The sequence below is a fragment of the Nocardioides aequoreus genome (genome assembly GCF_000720335.1).
Taxonomy (GTDB): domain Bacteria; phylum Actinomycetota; class Actinomycetes; order Propionibacteriales; family Nocardioidaceae; genus Marmoricola; species Marmoricola aequoreus.
In genome coordinates this window covers 25,222-41,325 of record NZ_JOJN01000002.1, presented here as the reverse complement: position 1 = coordinate 41,325, position 16,104 = coordinate 25,222, and the positions used below count along the sequence as shown (strand labels likewise).

17 protein-coding genes are annotated in these 16,104 nt (G+C 73.2%); 8 read left to right on the top strand and 9 right to left on the bottom strand.

All coding sequences use genetic code 11. The features are described 5' to 3' along the window. Positions 1 to 2 precede the first annotated feature (2 nt). Positions 3 to 1,391: an ABC transporter substrate-binding protein gene (locus tag IG63_RS0102710; protein WP_030482844.1), complete on the bottom strand. Its 1,389-nt coding sequence runs from the start codon at positions 1,389 to 1,391 to the stop codon at positions 3 to 5. A gap of 306 nt (positions 1,392 to 1,697) precedes the next feature. On the opposite strand from IG63_RS0102710, the gene IG63_RS0102705 reads away from it, so the two are divergent. Then, the gene (locus IG63_RS0102705; protein ID WP_030482843.1) at positions 1,698 to 2,780 is read left to right on the top strand and encodes an ABC transporter ATP-binding protein; all 1,083 of its coding nucleotides are present in this window, start codon (positions 1,698 to 1,700) and stop codon (positions 2,778 to 2,780) included. On the opposite strand, the gene IG63_RS0102700 is transcribed toward IG63_RS0102705, so the two are convergent. Next, complete coding sequence (locus tag IG63_RS0102700) at positions 2,770 to 3,768, bottom strand: alpha/beta fold hydrolase (RefSeq protein WP_084596538.1); 999 nt, start codon at positions 3,766 to 3,768, stop codon at positions 2,770 to 2,772. The genes IG63_RS0102705 and IG63_RS0102700 overlap by 11 nt on opposite strands. Positions 3,769 to 3,834: 66 nt before the next feature. Between IG63_RS0102700 and IG63_RS0102695 the strand changes: the two genes are divergently transcribed. Continuing rightward, complete coding sequence (locus tag IG63_RS0102695) at positions 3,835 to 4,692, top strand: alpha/beta fold hydrolase (RefSeq protein WP_157209999.1); 858 nt, start codon at positions 3,835 to 3,837, stop codon at positions 4,690 to 4,692. Here the strand turns inward: IG63_RS0102695 and IG63_RS0102690 are convergent. Both IG63_RS0102690 and glpX read right to left on the bottom strand, forming a co-directional pair. Next, entirely contained in the window at positions 4,646 to 5,569 is a 924-nt protein-coding gene (locus IG63_RS0102690; protein WP_030482840.1) for a carbohydrate kinase family protein, read from the bottom strand. The two genes, IG63_RS0102695 and IG63_RS0102690, sit on opposite strands and share 47 nt — an antisense overlap. Further along, positions 5,569 to 6,600 carry a class II fructose-bisphosphatase gene (glpX, locus tag IG63_RS0102685; RefSeq protein WP_030482839.1) on the bottom strand — a complete coding sequence of 344 codons (1,032 nt, stop codon included), beginning with the start codon at positions 6,598 to 6,600 and terminating at the stop codon, positions 5,569 to 5,571. The genes IG63_RS0102690 and glpX overlap by 1 nt, the downstream gene beginning before the upstream one ends. Before the next feature lie 42 nt (positions 6,601 to 6,642). On the opposite strand from glpX, the gene IG63_RS0102680 reads away from it, so the two are divergent. Then, entirely contained in the window at positions 6,643 to 7,215 is a 573-nt protein-coding gene (locus IG63_RS0102680) for a DUF4245 family protein (RefSeq protein WP_030482838.1), read from the top strand. 64 nt (positions 7,216 to 7,279) lie between these two features. Here IG63_RS0102680 and IG63_RS0102675 read toward each other — a convergent pair whose 3' ends face one another. Both IG63_RS0102675 and xseA read right to left on the bottom strand, forming a co-directional pair. After that, positions 7,280 to 7,498: an exodeoxyribonuclease VII small subunit gene (locus tag IG63_RS0102675; protein ID WP_030482837.1), complete on the bottom strand. Its 219-nt coding sequence runs from the start codon at positions 7,496 to 7,498 to the stop codon at positions 7,280 to 7,282. Then, complete coding sequence (gene xseA, locus IG63_RS0102670) at positions 7,488 to 8,738, bottom strand: exodeoxyribonuclease VII large subunit (protein ID WP_030482836.1); 1,251 nt, start codon at positions 8,736 to 8,738, stop codon at positions 7,488 to 7,490. The genes IG63_RS0102675 and xseA overlap by 11 nt, the downstream gene beginning before the upstream one ends. 79 nt (positions 8,739 to 8,817) lie before the next feature. On the opposite strand from xseA, the gene IG63_RS0102665 reads away from it, so the two are divergent. After that, entirely contained in the window at positions 8,818 to 9,816 is a 999-nt protein-coding gene (locus IG63_RS0102665; RefSeq protein WP_051706092.1) for a 4-hydroxy-3-methylbut-2-enyl diphosphate reductase, read from the top strand. Positions 9,817 to 9,833: 17 nt separating this feature from the next. Further along, complete coding sequence (locus IG63_RS0102660; protein WP_030482834.1) at positions 9,834 to 10,454, top strand: L-threonylcarbamoyladenylate synthase; 621 nt, start codon at positions 9,834 to 9,836, stop codon at positions 10,452 to 10,454. Here IG63_RS0102660 and IG63_RS0102655 read toward each other — a convergent pair. Genes IG63_RS0102655 through IG63_RS0102645 form a run of 3 tightly spaced genes read right to left on the bottom strand, consistent with a single transcriptional unit; the run spans position 10,403 to position 12,790 of the window. Continuing rightward, positions 10,403 to 10,852 carry a DUF6542 domain-containing protein gene (locus tag IG63_RS0102655; RefSeq protein ID WP_051706091.1) on the bottom strand — a complete coding sequence of 150 codons (450 nt, stop codon included), beginning with the start codon at positions 10,850 to 10,852 and terminating at the stop codon, positions 10,403 to 10,405. The genes IG63_RS0102660 and IG63_RS0102655 overlap by 52 nt on opposite strands. Positions 10,853 to 10,872: 20 nt before the next feature. Next, entirely contained in the window at positions 10,873 to 11,955 is a 1,083-nt protein-coding gene (locus IG63_RS0102650) for a DNA recombination protein RmuC (RefSeq protein WP_051706090.1), read from the bottom strand. 58 nt (positions 11,956 to 12,013) lie between these two features. After that, positions 12,014 to 12,790 (bottom strand): exodeoxyribonuclease III, encoded by a 777-nt coding sequence (locus IG63_RS0102645; protein WP_030482831.1) that lies wholly within the window; start codon positions 12,788 to 12,790, stop codon positions 12,014 to 12,016. 40 nt (positions 12,791 to 12,830) lie between these two features. On the opposite strand from IG63_RS0102645, the gene IG63_RS0102640 reads away from it, so the two are divergent. From IG63_RS0102640 to IG63_RS0102635, 3 genes are all read left to right on the top strand, one after another. Continuing rightward, the gene (locus IG63_RS0102640; protein WP_030482830.1) at positions 12,831 to 13,157 is read left to right on the top strand and encodes a TraR/DksA family transcriptional regulator; all 327 of its coding nucleotides are present in this window, start codon (positions 12,831 to 12,833) and stop codon (positions 13,155 to 13,157) included. 81 nt (positions 13,158 to 13,238) lie between these two features. Next, positions 13,239 to 13,415 carry a hypothetical protein gene (locus IG63_RS22520; protein WP_157209998.1) on the top strand — a complete coding sequence of 59 codons (177 nt, stop codon included), beginning with the start codon at positions 13,239 to 13,241 and terminating at the stop codon, positions 13,413 to 13,415. Between the two features lie 37 nt (positions 13,416 to 13,452). Continuing rightward, positions 13,453 to 15,945, top strand: a complete 2,493-nt coding sequence (locus IG63_RS0102635; RefSeq protein ID WP_030482829.1) for a DEAD/DEAH box helicase — start codon at positions 13,453 to 13,455, stop codon at positions 15,943 to 15,945. The last annotated feature ends 159 nt before the right edge of the window (positions 15,946 to 16,104 follow it).

Below are 16,104 nucleotides of genomic sequence, written 5' to 3'. Positions count from 1 at the left end.
GATCAGGAGGGCCAGGCGTTCTCGATGTTGTCGAGCGTGGTCTGGTCGTCCTGCCCGGTGATCCAGGCGGTCATCTGCTTCCAGAAGGCGTCGGCGCCCACGGCGCCGGGCATCAGGTCCGAGCCGTCGAAGCGGAAGGTCGCCTCGGGGTCCTGGAAGATCTCCGCGGACAGCTGGTCGAGCGGGCTGGTCAGGTTCTCGATGTCCAGCCCGGTGTTGGCGCTGACCCAGCCGCCGTTGGGCGTGGCCTTGGCCTTCTCGTTGGCCCAGACGTCGGAGGAGAGGTAGACCTGGAAGGCCTGGACCTCGGGACGGTCGGCGAAGGCCGCCACGAACTCGCCACCGCCGAGGACGGGCTGGCCGAACTCCTCGCTGATGGTGGGCAGGTAGAAGGCGAAGACGTCGCCCTCCTCCGAGACGTCGGTGCCCTCGGGCCACTGGGCGGCGTAGAAGCTGGCCTGGCGGTGCATGCCGCAGTCGCCGTCGAGGACGGGGAGACCACCCTCCTGGAAGGCGGTCGTGGCGATCGACTTCACGTCGCCGATGCCGCCGTTGACGTAGTCCTCGTTCTTCAGGATGTCGCCGACGCGGCCGATGGCCTCGAGGACGGTGTCGTCGTTGAACGGGATCTCGTGGTTGACCCAGTCGTCGTAGTTGTCGGCGCCGCTGACGCGGAGCACCAGGTCCTCCATCCAGTCGGTGGTGGGCCACCCGGTGGCGTCACCGGACTCGATGCCGGCGCACCAGGGCTTGATGCCGTCGTCGACCATCTGGTCGGAGAGCGCAATCATGTCGTCCCAGGTCTCGGGGACCTCGTAGCCGTTGTCGGCGAAGACCTTCGGGGAGTACCAGACGAAGGACTTCACGTTGGCGCCGAGCGGGGCGGCGTAGAAGGTGCCGTCGACCGTGCCGTACTCCTTCCAGGCCGGGTCGAAGAACTCGTCGACGTTGGCGGCCGCGCCCTCGGGGGCCGCCACCACCTGGCCGCTGTCCTCGACGAGGGTGCGCAGCAGGCCGGGCTGGGGGATGTAGGCGATGTCGGGGGCGTTGCCGCCCTGGACGCGCACGGTGAGCTGGGCCTCGAACTCCGAGGAGCCCTCGTAGGCGATCTCGGCGCCGGTGCACTCGGTGAAGAGCTCGTAGCTCTGCTTCTGCGCGGCGTCCTCGGGCGCGATGATCGAGGTGTAGACGCTCACCTCGGTGTCGGACAGGTCGCCGAACTCGACCAGGCCGAGGTCCTCGCAGACCTGGTTGCCCTCGCCGGGCGAGGTGCCCCCGGCGGTGTTGGTCTCTCCGTCGTCGCCGCCACCGCCACAGGCGGTGAGGACCATCGCTGTGCTGGTCAGCACCGCGGCGGCGGCCAGTCGGCGGCGTTGCGTGAGTCGTCGCATCGCTTCTCGCTTCTCTCGTGTCGGGGTGGCCCGGGAGGGCGCGTGAGTGGGCCTGATGAAAGCGCTTGCGCGAGTGTGACGTCAAGCACGCGAGGTCACGAACCGGTAACAGCGCCGTGTCCCGCCGGAAACCCGGCGCAAGCGCTTGCGTCCGCACGTCACGAGGACTAGACCGGGGCGGAGGACGCCGTACCGGTGGGCCCTTGGCCTGCGCCGTCCGGTCCCCTACTGTGAGCGCCGTCACTTACCACGGATCGTCCGGCACGTACCTGCCGGTGAATGACGACAAGAGAAGAGAACCCACAGATGGCAACCATCAGCTTCAAGAAGGCCCAGCGCTGGTATCCCGGCGCCGACAAGCCGGCGGTCCCCGGCATCGACCTCGACATCCGCGACGGCGAGTTCATGGTCCTCGTCGGACCCTCCGGGTGTGGCAAGTCCACGACCCTGCGCATGCTCGCGGGCCTCGAGGAGGTCAACGACGGGCAGATCTTCATCGGCGACCGCGAGGTCACCAAGCTCCCTCCCAAGGACCGTGACATCGCCATGGTCTTCCAGAACTACGCGCTCTACCCGCACATGAGCGTGGCCGACAACATGGGCTTCGCGCTGAAGATGGCCAAGATGAAGCCCGAGGAGCGCAAGCAGCGCGTCGAGGAGGCCGCGCGCATCCTCAACCTCACCGAGTACCTCGAGCGCAAGCCCAAGGCGCTCTCCGGCGGCCAGCGCCAGCGCGTCGCCATGGGCCGCGCCATCGTGCGGCAGCCGCAGGTCTTCTGCATGGACGAGCCGCTGTCCAACCTCGACGCCAAGATGCGGGTGCAGACCCGCACCGACATCGCCAAGCTGCAGGCCGACCTGGGCATCACCACGGTCTACGTCACCCACGACCAGGTCGAGGCGATGACGATGGGCGACCGCGTGGCGGTGATGAAGGACGGCGTGCTGCAGCAGGTCGACACCCCGCTGGCGCTCTACGACCGCCCGGTCAACCTCTTCGTCGCGGGCTTCATCGGCTCACCCCAGATGAACCTCATGGGCGCCCACGCCAAGGACGGCAAGGCGCAGATCGGTGACTACCTGGTGCCGGTCGACGAGACGGCGGCGCGCAAGATGTCCGGCGACATCGTCGTCGGCGTGCGGCCCGAGGCCTGGCGCGTGGTCGGCCCCGACGAGGGTGGCCTCCCGGTCTCGGTCACCGTCGTGGAGGAGCTCGGCTCCGACGCCTTCGTCTACGGCACCAGCGGGGTCGAGGGCACGCCCAACAACATCATCGTGCGCGTCTCGGCGCGCGACACGGTGCACAAGGGCGACACGCTCCACGTGACCACTGACCCGCGCAGCGTGCACGTCTTCGACGCCGACTCCGGCGACCGGCTCAGCGACTGACCGTCGAGGAGTCCGTCTGCTCCGCCGGCCGCGCGGCTCCCGCGCGGTCGGCGGTGCGGCGTACCAGGTCGACGATGGTGCCGTAGAGCTGCTCGGGCAGGTCGTGGCCCATGCCCTCGACCAGCACCAGCTCGGCGCCCGGGATCGCGCGCGCCGTGGCGCGCCCGCCCGAGACGTGCACCATCTTGTCGGCGCTGCCGTGCAGCACCGCGGCCGGCACGTCCAGCGTGCGCAGCTGGCGGGAGCGGTCGGGCTGGGTGAGGATCGCGAGCATCTGGCGCAGCACGCCGCTCGGCGAGATGCCCCGGTCGTAGGTCTCCTCGGCCCGGGCGCGTCGCTCGGCCTCGTCGGTCGGGAAGTCGGGGGAGCCGATCAGCTGCCACATCCGCTCCGAGCCGGCGACGTAGGCCTCCCGGCTGCCCGCCTTGCGGGCGATCAGCTGCGGCAGCAGCACCGGGCTCTGCCACCCCACGGTGCGCCGTCCGAGCGTCGAGCTCAGCGAGGTGAGGGAGAGGGTGCGCGAGGGGTGCTCGACCGCCACCGTCTGGGCGATCATGCCGCCCATCGACACGCCCACGACGTGGGCGGCGTCGAAGCCGAGGTGGTCCATCAGGCCAACGGCGTCGCTCCCCAGGTCGGACATGGCGTAGGGCTTGCTCCCCACCGGCCGGCCGAGGAAGGCCCGCACCAGCTGGGCGCGGTGGACCCGGCCACGCACGCGCGAGGAGCGGCCGGTGTCGCGGTTGTCGTAGCGCACCACGTGGAAGCCGGCGCGCGCGAGCTGCTCGCACAGCTCCGGCGGCCACCAGGTCATCGGCCCGCCCAGGCCCATCACCAGCAGCAGCGGCTCGCCCCCGGGGTCGCCATAGGTCTGGTAGCACAGCTCGATGCCCGGGGCGACGGTGGCGAAGAGCTCCTCGGAGACCGGGACGGACCGGTCATCGGGTGAGTCGTCGGGTCGGGGGCCGGGTGGCGGGACGGTCGACATGCGAGTGACCTGCTCCTTTACAACGAATCACGAGAAGTCAACTGCCGCTCACGCTACCGTCCCGTCATGAGCCCAGCGTCGAGCTCACCCAGGCCGTCGCCGCGAGGACCCTTCCTGGCCGCGGACGGCTTCGACCGCCCCCGGGGGGTGCGGGCGCTGGCGCGCGAGGCGAGCGCGCTGACCGAGGCCGCCCAGCTGGTACGCCGCCACCGCGCCGGCCGGCGCCGCCGCACGGCGTACGTCGTGGCCGACCGTGTCGCGCCGCTGCACCCGGTCGTGCTGGTGCCGGGCTTCATGGCCGGCGATGCCACGCTGCAGGGGATGGCGGCGGAGCTGCGCCGCGAGGGCTTCCGCACCTACCGCTCGCGGATCCACGTCAACGTCGGCTGCACCCGCGACGCGGCAGACCACCTCGAGCAGCGCCTCGAGGCGATCGCGGAGCGGCGCGGCCGTCGGGTCAGCATCGTCGGTCACAGCCTGGGCGGGATGCTCGCCCGCGGGCTGGCCGCGCGTCGGCCCGACCTCGTGGCGGGGGTGGTGGCGCTCGGCTCGCCGGTGCTCGCGCCCGGCGCGGTGCACCGGCTGCTCGCGTGGGACGCGCAGCTGCTCAGCCGGCTCCACGACGCCGGGCTGCGACGGGTGATGGGCGCCGACTGCTTCGGTGGTGACTGCGCGCGGGGCAGCTGGGAGGAGAGCCGGCTGCCGCTGCCGCCGGAGGTGGCCTTCACCGCGGTCTACAGCCGGCGCGACGGCATCGTCGACTGGCGTGCGTGCCTCGACCCCGCGGCCGAGCACGTCGAGGTGCGCAGCAGCCACTGCGGGATGGCCGTCGACCCGGCCGCCATCGACGTGGTCGTGGCGGCGCTGCGGGGCCGGCTCAGCGGCGCGGGCCTGGCCACCCCGCCGGCAGCTCGTCCCGCGTAGGCGGGTTGGCCCCTCGCCGCTCGCAGGTGATCGCGGCCACCTCGACGGCGCCGGAGAGCAGCAGCGCGAGGTCGTCGTGGTCGAGGTCGCCCAGCCGGTCGGGTGCGTCGTACGCCGCCTCGTCGTGCAGCCGGGCGAGGGTGCCCGCCATGAAGGCGTCGCCGGCGCCGACGGTGTCGACCACGGCCGTCGGCCGCGGGAGCACGCTGACCTCGGCCTGCGAGGTGAAGGCGGTGCCGCCGTCGGGGCCGCGGGTGAGCAGCACCAGCCGGGTGCGCTCGCCGCCGAGCAGCTGCCGGGCGGTGTCGTCGGGCGAGGCGTCCGGCCGCAGCACCAGCGCGTCCTCGTCGCTGAGCTTGACCAGCGTGCACCGGGCGGCCAGGTCGGCGGCCGAGGCCCAGGCGGCGGCCGCGTCGTCGACGAAGCTCGGCCGCACGTTGACGTCGAAGCTGACCAGGAGCCCGCGCGCGCACGCCTGGTCGACGAGGTCGGCGACGCTCTCGCGACCCGGCTCGAGCACGGTGCCGAGCGAGCCGACGTGCAGGCCACGCGCCTCGGGGAGCGACTGCCGCGGCAGCGACCACTCCAGGTCGAAGTCGTAGGTGGCCGCACCGCCGGCGTCGAGGGTGGCGACGGCGACCGAGGTGCGGCCGCTGCGCGTGGGGGAGACCAGCACCTCCGCGCCGCTGGCGCGCACGTGCTCGACCAGCGCGGTGGCGCGCTCGTCGTCGCCGAGCTGGGTGATCAGCGTGGCCGGCACGCCGAGCCGGGCCAGGCCGACGGCGACATTCATCGGGGAGCCGCCGGGCGTCTCCTCGGTGCTGCCGTCGGCACCCCGGAAGACGTCGACCAGTGCCTCGCCGCAGACGACCAGCATCAGTGCTCGAAGTCGACGTCGGCGTAGGCGCGGAGCTTGGAGAGCTTGTGCTCGGAGTGGATCGAGCGGATGGTGCCGCTGCGCGAGCGCATCACCAGCGAGTGGGTGGTGGCGCCGCCGGAGCGGTAGCGGACGCCCTGCATCAGCTCGCCGTCGGTGATGCCGGTGGCGACGAAGAAGCAGTCGTCGGCCGAGACCAGGTCGTCGGTGAGCAGCACGGCGTCGGGGTCGAGGTCGTGGCCGGCGTCGATGGCGCGCTGGCGCTCGTCGTCGTCGGTGGGCCAGAGGCGTCCCTGGATGACGCCGTCGAGGCACTTCATGGCGCAGGCGGAGATGATGCCCTCCGGCGTGCCGCCGATGCCCATGAGCAGGTCGATGCCGGTGCCCTCGCGGGCCGCCATGATCGCGCCGGCGACGTCGCCGTCGGCGATGAACTTGATCCGGGCGCCGGTGGCGCGGATGTCGTCGACGAGCTGCTGGTGGCGCGGGCGGTCGAGCACGACCACCCCGACGTCCTCGGGCGAGCTCTTCTTGGCCTTGGCGACGCGGTGGATGTTCTCCTTCACCGGCAGCCGGATGTCGACGACGTCGGCCGCCTCGGGGCCGGTCACGAGCTTCTCCATGTAGAAGACCGAGGAGGGGTCGTACATCGTGTGGCGGGGGGCGACCGCAAGCACCGCGATGGCGTTGGCCATGCCCTTGGCCGTCAGCGTGGTGCCGTCGATGGGGTCGACCGCGACGTCGCACTCGACGCCGTTGCCGTCGCCGACCTCCTCGCCGTTGAAGAGCATCGGGGCGTCGTCCTTCTCGCCCTCGCCGATGACGACGGTGCCACGCATGCTGACCGTCGAGATCATCACGCGCATCGCGTTGACGGCGACGCCGTCGGCGCCGTTCTTGTCGCCGCGCCCGACCCACCGGCCGGCAGCCATCGCCGCCGCCTCCGTGACGCGCACGAGCTCGAGTGCGAGGTTGCGGTCGGGCCGCGAGGGAGCCACGGACAGGGCGTCGGGGAGACCGGTCTCGGACATGCACCCGATCCTAGTGCTCGACCCACTTGGCAGGATGGGGGCATGAGCCAGCCCTCCGCGTCACCCCAGCGGGGCGGCGGCTACCGGCGCAGCTCCGGCGGCCTGCTGGCGGCCCTGCTGGTCACGGTGGTCGCCGTGACCGCCTTCGCCGGGCTGCGGGCGCTGCTGCTGCCCGACGCGGCGCGCGACCAGCCGGGCGTCGACTGGGAGGCGCAGGTGCGCGCGGGCCGGGCCGACGGCAAGCTGCTGGTGGCCGCCCCGGCGTCGCTGCCCGAGGGCTGGCGCGCCACCACCGCGGCGTACACCACCGGGTCCGACCCGGCCTGGCAACTGGGGCTGCTGACGGGTGACGAGAGCTACGTCGGCGTCTACGAGCGGGTCGACTCGGTCGAGGACCTGGTCGAGGAGCACGTCGACGAGGACGCCGAGCAGGGCGACGAGATCGAGATCGCAGGGGAGACCTGGCAGGTCTGGACCGACCGGAGCGGCGACTACGCCGTCACCCGCGAGCTCGACGAGCCCGTCAAGGGGACGGGGGCGCTGCTCGTGGTCGGCGACGCCGAGGAGTCCGAGGTGCGCGACCTCGCCGGCTCGCTGGTGCTGCCGGGGGAGTGACCTCGGAGCGTCGTGGCGACGCTCCTCGGGCACCAGCGCGTGCGGTGAGCCTCGGGCGAGGCCCTCACACCTCGTCGGCGTCGTCGCCCTCGAGCACCGCGTCGAGCCTGGCGCGGGCGCCCTCGAGCGCGTCCTGGCAGGTGCGGGCCAGCTGCTCGCCGCGCTCCCACAGGGCCAGCGACTCCGCCAGCGAGGTGCCGCCCCCCTCGAGGGCCCGGACCACCTCGACGAGCTGCTCGCGCGCCTCCTCGTAGGTCAGCTCGGGCTCCTGCTCACTCGTCATCGTCGTCCTCTCCGATCAGGGCCACCTGCTCGACGCCGGTGACGGTGGTGGCGATGCGGCCGTCGGCGACCCGCACGTGCAGCGGCGCCCCGGCCCGGAGCCCCTCGACGCTCGAGCGGGCCTGCCCGGACTCGTCGGAGATGACCGCGTAGCCGCGGCGCAGCGTCGCGAGCGGTGACAGCGCCCGCACCCGTGCCAGGTGGTGGTGCAGGTCGTGCTCGGCGCGCTCGACGCGCCGCGCGAGCGAGCGCCGCGCACGGTCGCGCAGGTCGTGGACCTCGTCGAGCCGCTGGCGCAGGCCGTCGCGCGGGTCGGCCAGGCTCGGCCGCGAGCGCAGCGAGTCGAGCAGCGCCTGCTCGCGCTCGACGCCGTGGCGCACCGCGCGTCGTGCCCGTTGGCGCAGCTGGGCCACCCGGGCGACCTCCTCGGCCACGTCGGGCACCACGCGCTTGGCGGCGTCGGTGGGCGTCGCGGCGCGCAGGTCGGCGACGAGGTCGAGGATGGGGGAGTCGGGCTCGTGCCCGATCGCGGAGACGACGGGCGTCCGCACCGCGTGGACGGCCCGCACCAGCGCCTCGTCGGAGAAGGGCAGCAGGTCCTCGACCGAGCCGCCGCCGCGCGCGATCACGATCACCTGCACCTGCGGGTCGCGGTCGAGCCCCTGCAGCGCCTCGACCACCTCGCGGGCGGCGTGGACGCCCTGCATGGCGGCGTGGCGGACCACCAGGCGCACGCCCGGCCAGCGCCGGCGGGCCACCTCGACGACGTCGCGCTCGGCGGCAGAGCCCTCGCCGGTGACCAGCCCGACGGCGCCGGGGAGGAAGGGCAGCGGTCGCTTGAGCTCGGGGGCGAAGAGGCCCTCCGCCGCCAGCAGCCGCCGGCGGCGCTCGAGCCGGGCGAGCAGCTCGCCCTCGCCGACCAGCCTCACCTCGCGCACCTGGAGCGACATCGAGCCGCGGGGGGCGTAGAAGTCGGGCTTGGCGTGGCAGACCACCTGGGCGCCCTCGACGAGGGGGGTGGGCAGCGCGTCGATCACGCCGCGGGGCGCGGTGACCGAGACCGAGACGTCGGCGAGCTTGTCGCGCAGGGTCAGGAAGACGGTGTTGCTGCCGCCCCGCCGGGAGACCTGCGTCACCTGGCCCTCGACCCAGATGGCGCCCAGGCGACCGATCCACGAGGCGATCGCCTGGTTGACCTGCCGCACCGGCGCGGGGTGCTCGGGGGAGGTCTCCAGCGCCATGCCCGGCACCCTAGAGGTTGGCGGTGACAGCGCCCGCCACGAGTTCGGACAGATCGGTGCCGCCACCTACGATGGACCCATGACCGACCTGGGCACGCCGATCGTCCTGCGCCCCGAGGAGGCCGAGCGCGCCGTGCGCCTCGCCGCACCCCGGGGCTACTGCGCCGGCGTCGACCGCGCCGTCATCACGGTGGAGCAGGCCCTCGACCTGTACGGCCCGCCCGTCTACGTGCGCAAGCAGATCGTGCACAACAAGCACGTCGTGGCCGACCTCGAGCAGCGCGGCGCCGTCTTCGTCGAGGAGCTCGACGAGGTGCCGGAGGGCGCCACGGTCGTCTTCTCCGCCCACGGCGTCTCGCCGGCGGTGCACGACCAGGCGGCGGAGCGGAGCCTGAAGACCATCGACGCCACGTGCCCGCTGGTGACCAAGGTGCACCACGAGGCCCGGCGCTTCGCCTCCGACGACTACGACATCCTGCTGATCGGCCACGAGGGCCACGAGGAGGTCGAGGGAACCGCCGGCGAGGCGCCCGAGCACATCCAGCTCGTGCAGGGTCCCGACGACGTCGCCGGCATCACCGTGCGCGACCCCGACAAGGTCGCCTGGCTCTCGCAGACCACTCTCTCGGTCGACGAGACGCTGGCCACCGTCGACGCGATCCGGGCCCGCTTCCCCAACCTGCTCGACCCGCCGAGCGACGACATCTGCTACGCCACGCAGAACCGCCAGCTCGCCATCAAGGAGATCGGCCAGGACGCCGACCTCGTCATCGTGGTGGGCTCGGCCAACTCCTCCAACTCCGTGCGGCTGGCCGAGGTGGCGCTCGAGGCCGGGGCCAAGGCGGCGTACCGCATCGACGACGCGGGCGAGATCGACGAGGCCTGGCTCGACGGCGTGGAGAAGGTCAGCGTCACCTCGGGTGCCTCGGTGCCCGACTCGCTGGTCGTCGGGGTGCTCGACTACCTCGCCGCGCGCGGCTTCCCCGACGCGACCGCGGTGCACACCGCGGAGGAGTCGCTGATCTTCGCCCTCCCGCCCGAGCTGCGCCGCGACCTCCGGGCCGCCGGCAAGGCGTAGGCAGGCGGGAGCACGACGTGGCTCGGTACGTCGACGTGCACCCGGTCGACCCGCAACCGCGGTCGATCGCCCAGGTGGTGCAGCAGCTGCGTGACGACGCGCTGCTGGCCTACCCGACCGACTCCGGCTACGCCCTCGGCATCCAGCTGGGCAACCGCGACGGGCTGGAGCGGATCAAGCGGCTGCGCCAGCTCGACGACAAGCACCACTTCACCCTGGTGTGCTCCGACTTCGCGCAGCTCGGCCAGCTGGTGCACCTCTCCAACGCCCACTTCCGCTCCGTGCGCGCGGCCACGCCGGGTCCCTACACCTTCATCCTCCCGGCGACCGGGGAGGTGCCCAAGCGGCTGATGCACCCCCGCAAGCGCACCGTCGGGGTGCGGATCCCGGAGCACCGGGTGGTGCAGGCGCTGCTCGCCGAGCTGGGCGAGCCGCTGCTGAGCAGCACGCTGCTGATGCCGGGCGAGGACGACCCGCTCACCGACGGCTGGGACGTCAAGGAGCGGCTCGACCACCAGGTCGACGTGGTCGTCGACTGCGGGGAGTGCGGCATCGAGCCGACGACCGTGGTCGACCTCTCCGAGGACTACCCCGAGATCGTGCGCGTGGGCGCGGGCGATCCCGACCGCTTCGCCTGAGCGCGGCGGGCCACCACCCGCATCCGCACCAGCAGCACGAGCAGCACCAGGGCGTAGCCGACGGCGAGGCCGGTGGCCCGGTGGGTGATGCCGGAGATCAGCGCCTGCACCCACCCGTCGTCGGTGCGCGCCACCCACGAGGTGTCGATCGCGGCCACCAGCCCGACCAGCCCGGCGAGGAGCAGGGGCGGCAGCAGTGCCATCGCCGCGAAGTCGCGGGGCCGGACCGCCAGCACGGCCGCGAGGCAGATCGCGACGAAGGCGACGTCGAAGAGCGCGGTGAGCTCGCCGTTGACCGCCACGTCGAGCGCGAGCGCGAGCGTCCCGGCCAGGACCGCGAGCCGCGCGACGCGGCTGACGGTGAGCCGGCCTTCCTCCCACAGCGTGGGTGCGCTCACGTGGCCAACATAGGTGCAGGTCAGGCCGTCGAGCGGTGCGACTCGCCGGGGTCCTCGCCGGTCTCGGGCCGCCGCGCCTCCGGCGCCGTGAGCGGGCGGGTCGTCGCGGTCACGGGCGTCACCGGCGTGAGCGAGGCCCGGGTGACCCGGGTGTCCTCGAAGGTGCGCGCGGTCACCAGGACCCGGCTCTCCCACGACCCGACGGTGCTGTTGTAGGCGTCGACGGCGCCGCCCAGCGAGCGCCCCAGCCGCTCGAGGTGGCCGCTCATCACGGCCAGCCGGCCGTGCAGCTCGCGACCGAGCTCGTGGATCTCGCGGGTGCGCTCGGCGAGCGCCTCGCCCGCCCAGCCGTGGGCCGCGGTGCGGAGCAGGGCGATCAGGCTGGTGGGGGTCGCCAGCACGACGTCGCGGCCGGCGGCGTGGGCGATCAGGTCGGGGTCGGCCTCCAGCGCGGCGGCGAGGAAGGACTCGGCGGGCAGGAAGAGCACCACCAGCTCCGGGCTCCCGGGCAGCGCGCGCCAGTAGGCCTTGGAGGAGAGCTGGTCGACGTGGGTGCGCAGCTGACGGGCGTGCCGCCGCAGGTGGGCCGCCACCTCGTTGGGGGTGCTGGCGGCGAGGGCGTCGAGGTGGGCCTCCAGCGGCACCTTGGCGTCGACGGCGAGCGACCTGCCACCGGCCAGGTGCACGACGAGGTCGGGCCGCAGTCGGCGACCTGCCCCGTCGTGACCGTCGGGGTCGTCGAGGGTGGCCTGCTCGGTGAAGTCGCAGTGCTCGACCATGCCGGCGAGCTCGACGGTGCGCCGCAGGTGCATCTCGCCCCAGCGGCCGCGCACGTGCGGACGCCGCAGCGCCGTCGCGAGCGCCCCGGTCTCCTCGCGCAGCCGGTCGGCGCTGTCGCGCACGTGCTCGACCTGCTGGTGCAGCTGCCCCTGCCACGAGGCCCGCTGCCGCTCCACGTCGAGCAGCCGGTCGTGCAGCCGCTCCAGGCCGTCGCGCAGCACGGCGTCGTCACCGGTCTCGGCCGGCCGGGTGCGCAGCAGCGTGATCAGGCTGCCGAGCAGCAGGCCGACGACCAGCGTGAGCAGGGGGAGCAGCACGTCCATGGCCGCACCGTGCCACGACGTACCGACAGTGCTGGGGAGGCGCCGGCCGTCGCGCGCCTCAGTCGGCCAGGTCGACGACGACCGGGGCGTGGTCGGAGGCGCCCTTGCCGGCGCGCTCGTCGACGTCGATGAAGGCGCCGGTGACGCGGCTGGAGAGCGAGGGGCTGCCGAGGACGAAGTCGATGCGCAGACCGCGGTTGCGCTCGAAGCGCTGCCGGAAGTAGTCCCAGTAGGTGTAGACGCCGGGCCCTGGCGTGTGCGGTCGGACGACGTCGTCCCAGCCGTCGTCGAGGAAGCCCTGGAAGGCCTCGCGCTCGGGTGGCGTCACGTGCGTGCTGTTCTTGAACTGCGCCACGTCGAAGACGTCGTCGTCGGTCGGGGCGACGTTCCAGTCGCCGACGAGCGCGGTGTCGCCGGTCATGGCGCGGGCGGCCTCGCGCAGGGCGGCCAGCCACTGCAGCTTGTAGGTGTAGTGCGGGTCGCCCGGCTTGCGGCCGTTGGGCACGTACAGCGACCACACGCGTACGCCGCCGCAGGTCGCCGCCAGCGCCCGGGCCTCGGTGACGGCCGGCTCGCCCCAGCCCGGCTGGCCGGGGAAGCCCACGGCGACGTCCTCGAGCCCGACGCGACTGATCACCGCCACGCCGTTCCACTGGTCGACGCCGGCCGCGGCGACGTCGTACCCGAGCGAGCTGAGGCCCATCAGCGGCAGCTGCTCCTCGCGCGCCTTGGTCTCCTGCACCGCCAGCACGTCGACGTCGTGGCGCTGCAGGAAGGCCTCGACACGGCCGATCCGGCTGCGCAGGGAGTTGACGTTCCAGGTCGCGATCCGCACCGGGCCACCCTAGGCGGGGTGGGAGGGGCATGCTGGAGGGATGTCGGACCCACGAGAGCTGCTGCTCGCCAAGCGCGCCGAGGTCGAGGGGGAGCTCGCCGACCTGGAGCGGCCCCCCAGCGACCAGGGCTCGATCTCCTTCGGCAAGCGCGTGGGGGAGGGCACCTCGATGGCGGTCGACCGGCTCTCGCAGGTGGTCGTGCACGAGCAGCTGCAGCACACGCTCGAGGACGTCGACCGCGCGCTGGCCAAGCTCGACGAGGGCAGCTACGGCGCCTGCGACGTCTGCGGCCGCCCGATCCCGCAGGGCCGGCTCGAGGCGCTCCCGTGGGCCGTGCTGTGCGTGGAGCACGCCGCCGCGCGCTGAGCCGTCACGCCCCGCATGGGCGGGCGGTCCTGGGGCACAGGAGGGTCCTCGGGCGACGACGCCCAGGGAGGGAGCACCGTCATGGCACTGCGAGGGATCCTCAACCGACTGGTCGGAGGCGCGGGAGGCCGCCGCTCCGCCCACACCGGCGGCGCGGGCGGACCAGGCGTAGCCGGAGGCACGCCGGGCGGCCGCCGCTCGCAGGACGAGGCGATCGGCCGCGGGGTGCGCTCCCTGCTCGGCAGGCTGCGCCGCTGACCCGGGCCGTGGGGGGATCCGCCACGATGGACCCCTCATGCCTGCCTTCGAGACGCTGCCCGACGCGACCGACCCCGACGCGGTGTACGCCACCGTGGAGGAGTGGGCGACCGGTCTCGGCCTGACGCTCTATCCCGCGCAGGAGGAGGCGCTGCTCGAGCTCGTCACGGGCAGCAACGTCGTGCTGGCCACCCCCACCGGGACCGGCAAGAGCCTGGTGGCGGTCGGCGCCCACCTGGCGGCGCTCGCGCAGGGCAGGCGCAGCTACTACACGGCGCCCATCAAGGCGCTGGTCAGCGAGAAGTTCTTCGCGCTGGTGGAGGTCTTCGGCGCCGACCGCGTCGGCATGCTCACCGGCGACGCCGCGATCAACCGCGACGCCCCGATCATCTGCTGCACGGCCGAGGTGCTCGCTAACCAGGCGCTGCGCGAGGGCGCGGACGCCGACGTGGGCCAGGTGGTGATGGACGAGTTCCACTACTACGCCGAGCCCGACCGCGGGTGGGCGTGGCAGGTCCCGCTGCTCGAGCTGCCGCAGGCGCAGTTCTGCCTGATGTCGGCGACGCTGGGCGACGTCTCGTTCTTCGTCGACGACCTGACCCGCCGCACCGGCCGCGCGACGGCGTACGTCGCCAACGCGGAGCGCCCGGTGCCGCTGACCTACGAGTGGGCACTCACCCCGCTGCACGAGACGCTCGAGGAGATCCTCACCACCCACCAGGCGCCGGCGTACGTCGTCCACTTCACGCAGGCGGCCGCGCTGGAGCGGGCGCAGGCGCTGACCAGCGTCAACGTCTGCACCCGCGAGGAGCGGGACCGCATCGCCGAGGTCGTCGGGGGCTTCCGCTTCAGCGCGGGCTTCGGCAAGACGCTCTCGAGGCTGCTGCGGATGGGCATCGGGGTGCACCACGCCGGGATGCTGCCGAAGTACCGCCGCCTGGTCGAGCAGCTGGCCCAGGCCGGGCTGCTCAAGGTCATCTGCGGCACCGACACCCTCGGCGTCGGCATCAACGTGCCGATCCGGACGGTCGTCTTCACCGGCCTGACCAAGTACGACGGCCGCCGGCAGCGGGTGCTGCGCGCGCGGGAGTTCCACCAGATCGCGGGACGCGCGGGCCGGGCCGGCTTCGACACCGCCGGCACCGTGGTGGTGCAGGCGCCCGAGCACGTGATCGAGAACGCCAAGGCGCTCGCGAAGGCCGGCGACGACCCCAAGAAGCAGCGCAAGGTCCAGCGCAAGAAGCCGCCCGAGGGCCAGGTGTCGTGGACCGAGGACACCTTCCACCGGCTCGTCGGGGCCGAGCCCGAGCCGCTGGTCAGCCGGATGCGCGTGACGCACGCGATGCTGCTGCACCTGATCGCCCGGCCCGGCGACCCGGCGGCGGCCGCGCGCAGGCTGCTGCGCGACAACCACGAGGACGAGCGCACGCAGCGGCAGCTGATGCGGCGCGCGGCGGCCCAGCACCGCTCGCTGCTCGCCGCCGGCGTGGTCGAGCTGGTGCCGCGCGAGCCGGACGGGCGCCGGGTGCGGCTGGCCGAGGGGCTGCAGCTCGACTTCGCGCTCAACCAGCCGCTCTCGGCGTACGCCCTCGACGTGCTCGACACCCTCGACCCCGAGGCGCCGACCTACACCCTCGACATCGTCTCGGTGGTCGAGGCGACTCTCGACGACCCGCGCCCGGTGATCGGCGCCCAGGAGCACCTGGCCCGTGGCGAGGCGATCGGGGCGATGAAGGCCGAGGGCATCGAGTACGACGAGCGCATGGAGCTGCTCGAGGAGGTCACCCACCCGCAGCCGCTGCGCGAGCTGCTGGAGCACACCTTCGAGCTCTACCGCCGCAGCCACCCGTGGGTCGCCGACGACGCGCTGTCGCCGAAGTCGGTGGTGCGCGACATGTACGAGCGCGCGATGACCTTCGGGGAGTACGTCGCCTTCTACGGCCTCACGCGCTCCGAGGGGCTGGTGCTGCGCTACCTCGGCGACGCCTTCCGTGCGCTGCGCCAGACGGTGCCCGACCGGGTCCGCACCGACGAGCTCGACGACATCGTCGCGTGGCTCGGCGCGCTCGTGCGGCAGACCGACTCCAGCCTGCTCGACGAGTGGGAGCAGCTCAACGACCCGGACCGAGCCGCGGCCGAGGTGGCCCCCGACGTGCTGCCGCCGACGCCGGAGCGGATCACGGCCAACGAGCGGGCCTTCACGGTGCTGGTGCGCAACGCGATGTGGCGCCGCGTGGAGCTGGTGGCGCGACGTCGCCTCGCCGACCTGCAGGAGCTCGACCCTCGCGTCGACTGGGAGTCGGACCTGGTCGCCTACTTCGACGAGCACGCCTGGATCGCCACCGACGGCGACGCCCGCGCGCCCCGCCACCTCCAGGTCGAGCAGGGCCCGACCGTGTGGGAGTTGCAGCAGGTCCTCGTCGACCCCGAGGGCTACCACGACTGGCGGATCACCGCGACCGTCGACCTCGCCGCCAGCGACGCCGAGGGCGAGCTGGTGCTCGACGTGACCGGTCTGGCGCAGCTCTGACCCACGCGGCACGGCTGGTCGAGGAAGGCGCGCGGCGGCACGGATGGTCGAGGAAGGCGCGCAGCGCCTGTCTCGAGACCCGGTGACCGGGCGGCGTACGAGGTCTCGAGACGGTCGCTGCGCGACCTCCTCGACCAGCCGGGAGCGCGGGTGGTCGAG

Coding starts and splice junctions, on each gene's coding strand:
- IG63_RS0102650 (WP_051706090.1), bottom strand. CDS start 11,955: ATGGACGTGCTGCTCCCCCTGCTCACGCTGGTCGTCGGCCTGCTGCTC.
- IG63_RS0102680 (WP_030482838.1), top strand. CDS start 6,643: ATGAGCCAGCCCTCCGCGTCACCCCAGCGGGGCGGCGGCTACCGGCGC.
- IG63_RS22520 (WP_157209998.1), top strand. CDS start 13,239: ATGGCACTGCGAGGGATCCTCAACCGACTGGTCGGAGGCGCGGGAGGC.
- xseA (WP_030482836.1), bottom strand. CDS start 8,738: ATGGCGCTGGAGACCTCCCCCGAGCACCCCGCGCCGGTGCGGCAGGTC.
- IG63_RS0102675 (WP_030482837.1), bottom strand. CDS start 7,498: ATGACGAGTGAGCAGGAGCCCGAGCTGACCTACGAGGAGGCGCGCGAG.
- IG63_RS0102710 (WP_030482844.1), bottom strand. CDS start 1,391: ATGCGACGACTCACGCAACGCCGCCGACTGGCCGCCGCCGCGGTGCTG.
- IG63_RS0102695 (WP_157209999.1), top strand. CDS start 3,835: ATGAGCCCAGCGTCGAGCTCACCCAGGCCGTCGCCGCGAGGACCCTTC.
- IG63_RS0102690 (WP_030482840.1), bottom strand. CDS start 5,569: ATGCTGGTCGTCTGCGGCGAGGCACTGGTCGACGTCTTCCGGGGTGCC.
- IG63_RS0102705 (WP_030482843.1), top strand. CDS start 1,698: ATGGCAACCATCAGCTTCAAGAAGGCCCAGCGCTGGTATCCCGGCGCC.
- IG63_RS0102635 (WP_030482829.1), top strand. CDS start 13,453: ATGCCTGCCTTCGAGACGCTGCCCGACGCGACCGACCCCGACGCGGTG.
- glpX (WP_030482839.1), bottom strand. CDS start 6,600: ATGTCCGAGACCGGTCTCCCCGACGCCCTGTCCGTGGCTCCCTCGCGG.
- IG63_RS0102700 (WP_084596538.1), bottom strand. CDS start 3,768: ATGTCGACCGTCCCGCCACCCGGCCCCCGACCCGACGACTCACCCGAT.
- IG63_RS0102665 (WP_051706092.1), top strand. CDS start 8,818: ATGACCGACCTGGGCACGCCGATCGTCCTGCGCCCCGAGGAGGCCGAG.
- IG63_RS0102640 (WP_030482830.1), top strand. CDS start 12,831: ATGTCGGACCCACGAGAGCTGCTGCTCGCCAAGCGCGCCGAGGTCGAG.